The sequence below is a fragment of the Pseudomonas sp. NPDC087185 genome (assembly GCF_044744955.1).
In the GTDB taxonomy this organism is placed as follows: Bacteria; Pseudomonadota; Gammaproteobacteria; order Pseudomonadales; family Pseudomonadaceae; genus Aquipseudomonas.
The window spans coordinates 567,994-580,262 of sequence record NZ_JBIUZK010000001.1; the positions used below are offsets into that span (position 1 = coordinate 567,994).

9 protein-coding genes are annotated in these 12,269 nt (G+C 61.9%); all 9 read right to left on the reverse strand.

Annotation, left to right across the window (positions count from 1 at the left end; genetic code table 11):
- Window positions 1-65 precede the first annotated feature (65 nt).
- The 9 genes from dnaE to rseP all read right to left on the reverse strand — a co-directional run bounded on the left by dnaE (window position 66) and on the right by rseP (window position 12,233).
- Complete coding sequence (dnaE, locus tag ACIPIJ_RS02815; protein ID WP_401072479.1) at window positions 66-3,590, reverse strand: DNA polymerase III subunit alpha; 3,525 nt, start codon at window positions 3,588-3,590, stop codon at window positions 66-68.
- A gap of 174 nt (window positions 3,591-3,764) precedes the next feature.
- Window positions 3,765-4,388: a ribonuclease HII gene (rnhB, locus tag ACIPIJ_RS02820; RefSeq protein ID WP_401072481.1), complete on the reverse strand. Its 624-nt coding sequence runs from the start codon at window positions 4,386-4,388 to the stop codon at window positions 3,765-3,767.
- A gap of 1 nt (window position 4,389) precedes the next feature.
- A complete protein-coding gene (gene lpxB / locus ACIPIJ_RS02825) occupies window positions 4,390-5,517 on the reverse strand; it encodes a lipid-A-disaccharide synthase (RefSeq protein WP_401072483.1) in 1,128 nt (375 codons plus the stop codon).
- Window position 5,518: 1 nt separating this feature from the next.
- Window positions 5,519-6,295, reverse strand: coding sequence for an acyl-ACP--UDP-N-acetylglucosamine O-acyltransferase (lpxA, locus tag ACIPIJ_RS02830; protein WP_401072485.1), 777 nt, complete (start codon window positions 6,293-6,295; stop codon window positions 5,519-5,521).
- The gene (fabZ, locus tag ACIPIJ_RS02835; protein WP_401072487.1) at window positions 6,292-6,732 is read right to left on the reverse strand and encodes a 3-hydroxyacyl-ACP dehydratase FabZ; all 441 of its coding nucleotides are present in this window, start codon (window positions 6,730-6,732) and stop codon (window positions 6,292-6,294) included. Before fabZ ends, lpxA begins: the two co-directional genes overlap by 4 nt.
- Before the next feature lie 113 nt (window positions 6,733-6,845).
- Window positions 6,846-7,901: a UDP-3-O-(3-hydroxymyristoyl)glucosamine N-acyltransferase gene (lpxD, locus tag ACIPIJ_RS02840; protein WP_401072489.1), complete on the reverse strand. Its 1,056-nt coding sequence runs from the start codon at window positions 7,899-7,901 to the stop codon at window positions 6,846-6,848.
- Window position 7,902: 1 nt separating this feature from the next.
- Window positions 7,903-8,406, reverse strand: a complete 504-nt coding sequence (locus ACIPIJ_RS02845) for an OmpH family outer membrane protein (protein ID WP_167069119.1) — start codon at window positions 8,404-8,406, stop codon at window positions 7,903-7,905.
- A gap of 44 nt (window positions 8,407-8,450) precedes the next feature.
- Entirely contained in the window at window positions 8,451-10,805 is a 2,355-nt protein-coding gene (gene bamA, locus ACIPIJ_RS02850; protein ID WP_401072491.1) for an outer membrane protein assembly factor BamA, read from the reverse strand.
- A gap of 75 nt (window positions 10,806-10,880) precedes the next feature.
- Window positions 10,881-12,233: an RIP metalloprotease RseP gene (gene rseP / locus ACIPIJ_RS02855; protein WP_401072493.1), complete on the reverse strand. Its 1,353-nt coding sequence runs from the start codon at window positions 12,231-12,233 to the stop codon at window positions 10,881-10,883.
- Window positions 12,234-12,269: the final 36 nt, after the last annotated feature.

Consider the following 12,269-nt stretch of genomic DNA (forward strand, 5'->3'; position numbering starts at 1 on the left):
TGATCCGTTTGGCGCCCTACCTTAAGGGATCAGGCGCATTCAGGTCGAGATTAAATTTCGTCGGTTCAACGATATTGCAGGAAGACGTTCTCACGCCCGAACTGGTCACGCAGCGCTTGAATCAGGCCATCAGCCGGGTCGATCGACCACTGCTCGCCGAACTGCAGCATGGCCTTGGCGTCGCTGCCGGTGTATTCGAGCGTGATCGGGCAACCGCCGCGGTGGCGGGTGATCAGCTCGCCCAGCCAATTCAGGCGGTCGCCCTTGAGCGCCTCGTGGGTGATCTTCAGGCGCAGGCTCTCGGCCAGCTTGGTGCGGGCATCCTCCATGGTCATCACCTGCTTCACGCGCAGGCGCAGGCCACCGGAGAAATCGTCATTGCTGACCTCACCCTCGACAACCACCATCGCATCATTTTGCAACAATGCCTGGGCCCCCATGTAGGCATCGGCGAACAGCGACGCCTCGATGCGGCCTGAGCGGTCGTCGAGGGTGACGAAGCCCATCTTGTCGCCCTTCTTGTTCTTCATCACGCGCAGCGCAATGATCATCCCGGCGATGGTCTGCGTTTCGCGCGACGGTTTCAGGTCGATGATGCGCTGGCGGGCGAAACGGCGGATCTCACCTTCATATTCATCAATCGGGTGCCCGGTGAGGTACACGCCCAGGGTGTCCTTCTCGCCCTTCAAACGCTCCTTGAGCGTCAGTTCACGCACCTTGCGATGGTTGGCGTAGACGTCGGAGTCTTCCTCGACAAACAGACCGCCGAACAGGTCGACATGGCCACTGTCGGCGGTACGCGCCGTCTGCTCAGCGGACTTGATGGCCTCTTCCAGTGCCGCCAGCAAGGTTGCGCGGTTGAGGTCGATGCTGGCGTGGTAGGCCTTGAGTTCATCATGGAAGTGCGGGCCGAGCCGGTCCAGGGCACCGCTACGGATCAGCGCATCGAGGGTACGCTTGTTGACACGCTTGAGGTCGACGCGCTCGCAGAAGTCGAACAGGTCTTTGAACGGGCCGCCCTGGGCACGCGCTTCGACGATCGCCTCAACCGGGCCTTCACCCACGCCCTTGATGGCGCCCAGCCCATAGATGATGCGGCCGTCGTCATTGACCGTAAACTTGAACTCGGAGGCATTCACGTCTGGCGCATCGAGGCGCAGCTTCATGCTGCGCACTTCCTCGATCAGTACCACCACCTTGTCGGTGTTGTGCATGTCCGCCGACAGCACTGCGGCCATGAACGGCCCTGGGAAGTGGGTCTTGAGCCAGGCGGTCTGGTAAGAAACCAGGCCATAGGCCGCCGAGTGGGACTTGTTGAAGCCGTAACCGGCAAATTTCTCTACCAGGTCGAAGATGTTACCGGCGAGATCCGCCTCGATGTTGTTGGCGACACAACCCTCGATGAAACCACCGCGCTGCTTGGCCATCTCCTCGGGCTTTTTCTTACCCATGGCCCGGCGCAGCATGTCCGCGCCGCCAAGGGTATAGCCAGCCATGACCTGGGCAATCTGCATCACCTGTTCCTGATACAGGATGATGCCGTAGGTTGGCGCCAGTACCGGCTTGAGGCCTTCGTACTGGTAGTCCGCGTGCGGGTACGCCAATTCGGCGCGGCCGTGCTTGCGGTTGATGAAGTCGTCCACCATGCCCGACTGCAGCGGGCCGGGGCGGAACAGTGCCACCAGGGCGATGAGGTCTTCCAGGCAGTCGGGCTTGAGCTTTTTGATCAGCTCCTTCATGCCCCGCGATTCGAGCTGGAACACCGCCGTGGTTTCGGCTTTTTGCAGCAGCTCGTAGGTCTTGCGGTCATCCAGCGGGATGAAGTCGATGTTGAGGTCGGGCAGGTTGTTCTTGGCCTGCTCGCGATTGATCGTCTCCATCGCCCATTTGATGATGGTCAGGGTACGCAGGCCGAGGAAGTCGAACTTCACTAGGCCGGCGGCCTCGACGTCGTCCTTGTCGAACTGGGTTACCAGGCCGCCGCCTTCTTCGTCACAGGCAATCGGCGAGAAGTCGGTGAGCTTGGTCGGGGCGATGACCACCCCGCCGGCGTGCTTGCCGGTACCGCGGGTGACGCCCTCGAGCTTGAGTGCCATGTCCCAGATTTCGCGGGCATCTTCGTCGCCCTTGAGGAAATCGCGCAGGATCTCTTCCTGCTCGTACGCCTTCTCCAGGGTCATGCCCACTTCGAACGGGATCATCTTCGACAGGCGGTCGGCCAGGCCGTACGACTTGCCCTGCACCCGCGCCACGTCACGCACCACCGCCTTGGCGGCCATGGTGCCGAAGGTGATGATCTGGCTGACCGCGTTGCGGCCATAAGCCTCGGCCACATAGTCGATCACCCGGTCACGGCCATCCATGCAGAAGTCGACGTCGAAGTCGGGCATGGAAACACGTTCAGGGTTGAGGAAACGCTCGAACAGCAGGTCGTAGGCCAGCGGGTCGAGGTCGGTGATCTTCAGGACATAGGCCACCAGCGAGCCGGCACCCGAGCCACGCCCAGGGCCTACTGGCACATCGTTGTTCTTCGCCCACTTGATGAAGTCCATTACGATCAGGAAGTAACCGGGGAAGCCCATCTGGATGATGATGTCCAGCTCGAACTTCAGGCGGTCCAGGTAGACCTGGCGCTTCTCTTCGTAATTCGGCGTGGTCTCCTTGGGCCAGAGCACCGCCAGGCGCTCCTCCAGGCCTTCGTGGGAGACGTGGCGCAGGTAGTCGTCGATACCCATGCCGTTGGGCGTCGGGAAGTCGGGCAGGAAGTACTTGCCCAGTTGCACCTGGATGTTGCAACGCTTGGCGATTTCGACGGTGTTGGCGATGGCGTCCGGGAGGTCGCTGAACAGCTCGGCCATTTCGTCCGCGCTCTTGAGGTACTGCTGGTCGCTATACATGCGAGGGCGACGCGGGTCGTCCAGGGTCCAGCCTTCACCGATGCACACGCGGCTTTCATGGGCATCGAAGTCGGACTGCTTGATGAAGCGCACATCGTTGGTCGCCACCAGCGGCGCGCCGACCTTGTCGGCGAGCGCCACGGCCGCGTGCACGTATTCTTCGTCACCGGCGCGGTTGGTGCGCTGCACCTCGACATAGAAGCGCTCGGGGAACATGCCCAGCCAGTCGTGCAGCAGCACCTCGGCCTCATCGGCCCGCCCTGCCATCAAGGCCATGCCGATATCGCCTTCCTTGCCGGCGGACAAGGCAATCAGCCCTTCGCTGGCCGGAGCGATCCAGTCGCGCTGGAGAATGACCAGGCCGTTGCGCTGGCCGTCAGTCCAGCCGCGCGAGATCAGCTCGGTGAGGTTGCGATAGCCCTTGGGGTTCATGGCCAGGAAGCAGATACGCGACAGCGGCGCCTCCGGGTCGGCACCGGCCAGCCACAGGTCGGCGCCGCAGATCGGCTTGATGCCGGCACCCATGGCCGTCTTGTAGAACTTCACCAGCGAGCACATGTTGCTCTGGTCGGTGATCGCCACCGCCGGCATGTTCATCCCGGCCAGCGCCTTGGCCAGCGGTTTGATCCGCACCAGGCCGTCGACCAGCGAGAATTCGGAGTGGACGCGCAGGTGAACGAAGGGAACCGACATGGAAGATCCTGTAGCAGTGCTGAACGACAAGGGCGGGATTGTAGCGTAAATGCGGGGGGGATTTGGGGCTGCTTCGCACCCCATCGCGACACAAGGCCGCTTCTGCAGGGGGGCGCGTCATTTCCGCAGGCGCGGCCTTGTGTCGCGAAAGGGCCGCAAAGCGGCCCCAACGTACTAGATCAGAGAATCGGTGATCCCTTCACGGGCATCCCAGGCGGCCCGCACTGGCGCGAAGGAGCGCCGATGAATCGGCGTCGGCCCAAGCCGCGCCAATGCTTCCAGGTGTACGGGTGTCGGATACCCCTTGTGCCCGCCCATCCCATATCCCGGATAGATCAGCTCGAAGGCGCTCATCTCACGGTCACGGGTGACTTTGGCCAGGATCGATGCAGCAGCAATGGCCGGCACCTGACTATCCCCTTTGACCACCGGCGCAGCCGGCACCGCCAGCTTGGGGCAACGGTTGCCGTCGATCAGCGCGAGCTTGGGCGTGACATGCAAACCTTCGACCGCACGTTTCATGGCCAGCATGGTGGCCTGAAGGATGTTCAGCCGGTCGATTTCTTCGACTTCGGCGCGGGCAATGCAGAAGCTCAGGGCCTTTTCGCAAATCTCGTCGAACAGTGCTTCACGCTTGGCTTCGGTGAGCTTCTTCGAATCGTTCAGGCCGAGGATCGGCCGTGCCGGGTCGAGAATCACCGCAGCCGTCACCACTGCGCCGCACAGCGGACCACGGCCGACTTCATCGACGCCCGCGACCAGGTCTTCGACTAGGTTGAAATCCAGTCCAATCTGCATGTCAGCGGTCCTTCAGTAAAGCGAGCACCGCGTCTGCCGCCTGGTTGGAGGCATCGCGGCGCAGGGTGCGGTGGATTTCGTCAAAACGCTCGGTCTGCTGGCTGCCATCGACCACCAGAGGGGCCAAGGTTTGCGCCAGGGCTTCGCTGGTGGCGGCGTCCTGCAGCAACTCGGGCACCAACTCGCGCTGGGCCAGCAAGTTCGGCAACGACACGTAGGGGCTTTTTACCAGGCGCTTGAGAATCCAGTAGGTCAGCGGCGCGAGGCGGTAGGCCACGACCATGGGGCGTTTGTACAGCATGGCCTCCAGGGTGGCGGTGCCAGAGGCGATAAGCACCGCATCACAGGCGGCCAAGGCCTGGTGCGACTGACCATCGAGCAACGTCAGGGGCAAGTCGCGCCCTTCGAGCATCTGCTCTATCTGCGCACGCCGCGCCGCGTTGGCACAGGGCAATACGAAGCGTACACCGGGTACCCGCTCAAGCAGGTGCTGGGCGGCATCGAGGAACAGCGCGCCCAGGCGCCCCACCTCCCCCCCCCGGCTGCCGGGCATCAGCGCCACCACCGGGCCTGCATCCAGCCCCAGCGCAGCGCGGGCGGCCTGGCGATCAGCGGTCAGGGGGATGGTGTCGGCCAATGGATGGCCAACAAAGCGCACCGGCACGCCCTGCTCTTCATAGAAGCGCGCCTCGAAAGGCAGCAGCGTCAGCATCAAGTCGCAGCCTTCACGGATCTTCAGCACGCGTTTCTGCCGCCAGGCCCAGACCGACGGGCTGACGTAATGCACGGTCTTGATACCGGCCTGGCGCAGTTTCAATTCGATATTGAGGGTGAAGTCAGGTGCGTCGATGCCAATGAATACATCGGGCTTTTCGGCGATCAGCGTCTGGATCAGCGCCTTGCGCCGCTTGAGCAGCTCGCGCAGGCGCCCCAACACCTCGACCAGGCCCATGACCGCAAGGCGTTCCATGGGAAAGTACGACTGCAGGCCTTCGGCCTCCATCAGCGGGCCGCCGACACCGATGAAGCGCACATCGGGATGGCGCGCCTTCAAGGCGCGCATCAAACCGGAACCGAGAATATCGCCGCTGGCCTCACCCGCGACCAGGGCTACGCAAAGCTGCGCCATGTCAGCGGGTGATGCCGCGGGCAGAATTCACGATCGACTGACGGAACAGGTCGACCTCGGGGTGCTTGCCGGCCAGCTCGTCCAGCTCCTTGATCGCTTCTTCAACGGTCAGGCCCTGACGGTAGACGATCTTGTAGGAGCGACGCAGCGCATGGATCACCTCGTCGCTGAAACCGCGACGGCGCATGCCTTCGAAGTTCATGCTGCGGGCTTCTGCGGGGCTGCCGAATACTGTGACGAAGGCCGGAACATCCTTGCCGATTGCCGTACCCATGCCAGAGAACGCATGCGCACCGATGTGGCAATACTGGTGCACGAGGGTGAAGCCGGACAGGATCGCCCAGTCACCGACATGCACATGCCCCGCGAGCGCGGTGTTGTTGACTAGGATGCAATGGTTGCCGATCACACTGTCGTGGCCGATGTGGGCATAGGCCATGATCAGGTTGTGATCGCCCAAAGTAGTTTCCGCGCGGTCCTGGACCGTGCCACGGTGGATGGTCACTCCCTCGCGGATCACGTTGTGATCACCAATCACCAGGCGCGTCGGTTCACCCTTGTACTTGAGGTCAGGGGTGTCTTCACCGATCGAGGAAAACTGGTAGATGCGGTTGTGCTTGCCGATCCGGGTCGGGCCCTTCAGCACCACGTGGGGACCGATGACGGTACCCTCCCCGATTTCAACGTCGGGGCCAACGATCGACCACGGGCCGACCTCGACGCCGTCGGCCAGTTTGGCCGAAGGGTCGATGATCGCCCGCGGATCAATCGAATTCATAGCGCACGTTCCGCACAGGTGATCTCGGCCGAGCACACCGGCTTACCGTCAACCAGGGCACGGCATTCGAACTTCCAAATGGTCTTCTTGCGGCCGATGAACTTGGCCTCCAGCACCAACTGGTCGCCCGGCAATACAGGCTGACGGAAACGCAGCTTGTCGGAGCCGACAAAGTAGTACAGGGTGCCATCGGCCGGCTTGGTATCGAGCATCTTGAAACCGAGAATGCCTGCAGCCTGCGCCATGGCCTCGATGATCAGCACGCCTGGCATGACCGGGTGCTCCGGGAAATGCCCGTTGAAGAACGGCTCGTTGATGCTGACATTCTTGTAGGCACGAATGCTCTGGGCCTCGAAGTCCAGCTCCGTTACCCGGTCCACCAGCAGGAACGGGTAACGGTGAGGCAGGTATTCGCGAATCTCGTTGATGTCCATCATTTCGGGGGGAAGCCTGTAATAAGAATAGGGAGCGCAGGTGCTGACCACACGCTCCTTTTGCAATCCAAAGAGGAGCCAGTAAGCGACTGTTCACTCTTGCTCAGAAAATGGTATCAGCCTTCTGATGTCGGCTGGCCATCTGAGGTCACGGTATCGACGCGTTTTTCCAGCTGCTGGAGACGCTTGGCCATGTCATCCAGGTGGCGGATACGCGCGGCGCTCTTGCGCCAGTCAGCCAATGGCTGCATGGCAGTGCCGGAAGAATAGGCACCCGGTTCGGTGATCGAACGGGTGACCATGGTCATCCCGGAAACGAATACGTTGTCGCAGACATCGATGTGACCCACCATGCCGACACCGCCAGCGATGGTGCAATGCTTGCCGATGCGCGTACTGCCGGAAATCCCGACGCAGGCCGCCATGGCCGTGTGCTCACCGATCTGCACGTTGTGCGCGATCTGGATCTGGTTGTCGAGCTTGACCCCGTTGGCGATGCGCGTGTCGGACAGCGCGCCACGGTCTACGGCGGTGTTCACGCCAATTTCGACATCATCACCAATGGTGACACCGCCGATCTGGGCGATCTTGCGCCAGACGCCCTTCTCGTTGGCGAAGCCAAAGCCCTCGCCACCGATCACGGCGCCCGATTGAATGACCACGCGCTTGCCGATGGTCACGTCGTGATACAACGTGACACGCGGTGCCAGCCAACCGCCCTCACCCACCACGCAACGAGCACCGATCACGCAATGCGCACCGATGCTGACGTTCGCGCCGATGCGCGCACCGCTTTCGACCACTGCGAAAGGCCCGATACTGGCACTGGCATCCACCTGTGCATCCTCGGCAACCACGGCGCTGGGATGAATTCCCGCCACAGCCTTGGGCTTCGGGTCGAACAGGTGGGAAATGCGCGCATAGGCCAGGTACGGGTCTGGCACAACCAGCGCATTGCCGGCAAAGGCTTCGGCGTCCGCAGCCTTGAGCAATACCGCAGCTGCCTGGCAGTTATCCAGGTATTTGCGGTACTGCGGGTTGGCGAGGAAGCTCAATTGACCGGGGCCGGCCTCCTGCAAGGTAGCCAGCCCGGTAATCTGCAGCCCTTCGGAGCCTTGGAGTGTGGCCCCGAGGGCCTCGGCCAACTGGCCGAGCGTCATGGTCACGGTCATATCAACGGGCTTGGTTCATGCGCTCGATGACCTGGCGGGTGATGTCGTACTGAGGTTTGACATCGATGACCGCACCACGCTCGAGGACCAGGTCGTAACCGCCCTTCTTGATCACTTCCTCGACAGCGCCATCGAGCTTCGGCTTGAGCTGCTTGAGCATGTCGCGGTCAGCAACAGCCTTGGCTTCGTTCAGCTCCTTGGACTGGAACTGGAAGTCACGGGCCTTTTGCTTGAACTCGAGCTCCAGGCGCTCACGCTCTGGCTGGGCCATCTTGTCGCCACCCTTAATCAGGCGGTCCTGGATGCCTTTGGCGCTGCTTTCCAGGCCTTTGAGCTTGGTCAGTTGCGGGCCGAACTTCTTCTCGGCATCCACCGCGTACTTCTTGGCGGCATCGGATTCGAGCAGGGCCATCTGATAGTTCAGCACGGCAACCTTCATTTCGGCGAACGCCGGGGTGGCGACCAGCGCCGCGGCCACTACGGCCAGTTGAGCCAATTTACGCACGATGCACTCCTGGATAAACCGTTGTCGTTAAGCTAGGGCCGACCTTAGAAGGTCTGGCCCAGAGAGAATTGGAACACCTGGGTATCGGCATCGTCCGGCTTCTTGATCGGCATTGCCAGGCTGAAGCTCAACGGGCCCAGGGCAGTGATCCAGGTGACGCCCAGGCCGACCGAGCTGGCCATACCCGAGAAACCGACCTTTTCGCAATCCGGTTTGCTGCCGCAGTTGGTGTCGAACACGTTACCCACATCCCAGAACACGGAGGTGCGCAGCGAACGCTGGTCCTTGACGAACGGCAGCGGGAACAGCAGCTCGACACCACCTTGCACCAGCACGTTGCCACCGAATGGCAGCGGATCCTGATCCGGGTCGAGTTCGGTACCCGGCCTGTTAGCCGCACCAGTACTAGGCGTACTGCGTGGGCCCAGGCTGCTGTCCTTGAAGCCACGCACGGAGTTGAAGCCACCCGCGTAGTAGTTCTCGTAGAACGGCAGGCCGGAAGTGCCACCGAAACCATCACCATAGCCCAGTTCGGTGTGCAGGCGCAGGGTATAGTCGTTGTTGATTGGCTTGAACAGCTGGCCACGGTAGTCGAGTTTGAAGAACGACAGGTCGCTGCCCGGAATGGTGGACTCCAAGGTCAGGCTCTGGGAGTGACCACGGGTCGCCAGCACGCCTTTGTTCAAGGTGGATTCGGACCAGCCGACCGACGCCTTGAAGTTCAGGAAGTTGTCGCCTTCTTCATCGAGGAAGTCGAAGATCTCATCGACGGTGTAGCGGCCAGTCTTGATCTTGTCCTGCTGCACGCTCAGGCCGTAGGTCAGGCGCGAGGTTTCGCTGATCGGGTAGCCGAGGCTCACACCTGCACCCAGGCTGTCGACCGCATAGCTGGCCACGTCGACGTCGAGGTCGTCGTAGTCGGTGCTGCGGTAGAACGCGTTGTAGCCCAGGCTGACGCCGTCTGCCGTGAAGTAGGGGTCCACGAAGCCGAAGTTGTAGCGGGTCTGGTATTCCGAACGGGTCAGGCCGATCGACACCTTGTTACCGGTACCGAGGAAGTTGCTCTGGCTGATCGAACCACCCAGGATCAGGCCCGCGCTCTGGGCGAAGCCGACGCTGGCGGTGATCGAGCCGGAGGCTTGCTCTTCGACGCTGTAGTTGACGTCGACCTGGTCGTCGGTGCCTGGCACAGGCGGGGTCTCGACGTTGACTTCCTTGAAGAAGCCCAGGCGCTCCAGGCGTGTCTTGGACTGGTCGATCAGATAGGTCGACGCCCAGCCGCCTTCCATCTGGCGCATTTCGCGGCGCAGCACTTCGTCTTCGGTCTTGGTGTTGCCGCGGTAGTTGATGCGGTTGACGTAGGCACGCTTGCCCGGGTCGACCACGAACATGATGTCGACGGTGTGGTCTTCATCGTTCGGCTGTGGCACGCCGTTGACGTTGGCGAAGGTGTAGCCTTCGTTACCCAGGCGACGGGTGATCAGCTCGGACGTGGTGGTCATCACCTTGCGCGAGAACACCTGGCCTGGCTGCACCAGCAGCAGCGACTTGACCTGGTCTTCCGGCACCTTGAGGTCACCGGACAGCTTCACGTCGCGAACGGTGTACTTCTCGCCTTCGTTGACGTTGACGGTGATGTAGACGTGCTTCTTGTCCGGGGTGATCGACACCTGGGTCGAGGCAATGTCCATGTTGATGTAGCCGCGGTCCAGGTAGTACGAGCGCAGGCGCTCCAGGTCACCGGAGAGTTTCTCGCGGGCATACTTGTCGTCGTTCTTGAAGAACGACAGCCAGTTGGTGGTCTTCAGCTCGAACAGCTGCGACAGCTCCTCATCGTCGAACACGGTATTGCCGACGATGTTGATGTGCTGGATGGCAGCGACGGTGCCTTCGTTGATCTTGATTTTCAGCGCGACGCGGTTGCGCGGTTGCGGCACTACCTCGGCGTCGACCTCGGCCGAATAGCGGCCCTGGGCCACGTACTGGCGCTGCAGCTCGTTACGCACACCTTCGAGGGTGGCGCGCTGGAAGATCTCGCCTTCGGCCAGGCCCGACTGTTTCAGGCCCTTCATCAGGTCTTCGGTGCTGATCGCCTTGTTGCCTTCGATCTCGATGCTCGACACCGACGGGCGCTCGACCACGTTGATGATCAGGACATTGCCGTCACGGTTCAGCTGGATGTCCTGGAAGAAGCCCGTCTTGAACAGCGAACGGGTCGAATCCACCAGGCGCCGGTCATCGGCCTGATCACCGACGTTCAGTGGCAAGGCGCCGAACACGCTGCCGGCGGATACCCGCTGCAGGCCGTTGACACGAATATCGGAGATGGTGAAGGACTCGGCGTGAACTTCAGCGATCATCAGTGCGGACATGACCGCAGTTAGCAGCAGACGTTTCATGAAGTCCTTTTATTCCAACTGGCAATAAACAACCTGCCGCAAAAAAGGCGGCAGGTTTGCAATTGAGCGAAGCTTTTATAGTCGACCCAGATCGTTGATCAGGGCGAGCAACATCACCCCTACGACCAAACTGATACCGATCTGGACCCCCCAACCTTGTACCCGATCCGACAGCGGACGACCGCGCGCCCACTCGACCAGGTAAAACAGCAAATGCCCCCCATCCAGTACTGGAATGGGCAGCAGGTTAAGAACCCCCAGGCTTATGCTCAGGTAGGCCAGGAAATTCAGGAAATCCCCCACGCCGGACTGGGCTGAAGCGCCCGCCACTTTAGCAATGGTTATCGGTCCGCTCAAGTTTTTTACCGAGAGCTCACCGAACAGCATTTTCTTCAGCGATTCGAGCGTCAGAACACTCATGTTCCAAGTCCGCGACAGGCCCTCGCCCACGGCATCGAGTGGGCCATAGCTGACTTCGCGCAGCATGCTGGCCGGCCATTCGGCGCCTTTCACACCCGCACCCAAGTAGCCACCCGCGGCTTTACCTTCGCCCTTGCGGGCCAGCGTCACCGGCACATCCAGGGCTGCGCCATCGCGCTCGACGCGCAATACCACCTTGGCGTCCGGGCGAGCCCGCACACTGTCCACCACCTGCTGCCAGTCGCTCAGCGCGGCGCCATCGAGGGCCAGCAGCGTGTCGCCAGTCTTCAGGCCGGCGGCAGCGGCCGGGCCTTTGGGATCGATCTCGGCGAGCACCGGTGCAATCGCCGGGCGCCATGGGCGCAGGCCCAGCGACTGGATCGGGTCCGGCTCATCGGCGCCGCGCAGCCAGTTGTCGAGTTTCACCTGCAGTTGACGCTCGGCGCTGGCCCCCTCGTCGCGCACCCCGACCTGCAGGGTGCCACTCTCGCCAAGACGGCGAACCAACTGCAGGTTGACCGCCGACCAACCGCTGGTCGGCTTGCCATCGATGGATACAATTTCCTGACCGGCGAGCAGGCCGGCCGATGCGGCCAGGCTGCCCGGCTCGACCGCACCGACTACCGGACGAATCTGTTGAGTGCCGAGCATCGCCAGCACCCAGAAAAAGACGATGGCCAGCAGGAAGTTGGCAATCGGACCGGCGGCGACGATAGCGATACGCTGGCGCACCGACTTGCGATTGAAAGACTGATCGGCCAGCGCGGGGGGCACATCGCCTTCACGCTCGTCGAGCATCTTGACGTAGCCGCCCAGGGGAATCGCCGCCACCACGAATTCAGTACCGTGACGATCATGCCAACGCAGCAGCCCCGGGCCGAAGCCTACCGAAAAGCGCAGCACCTTGACGCCGCAACGCCGGGCCACCCAGAAGTGGCCGAATTCGTGGAAAGTCACCAGAACACCCAAGGCCACCAGGGTGCCGATAATCATGTACAGCGCAGTCATGTCTTTCTCCGAATGACGTTCAGCGGAACGGCGTTT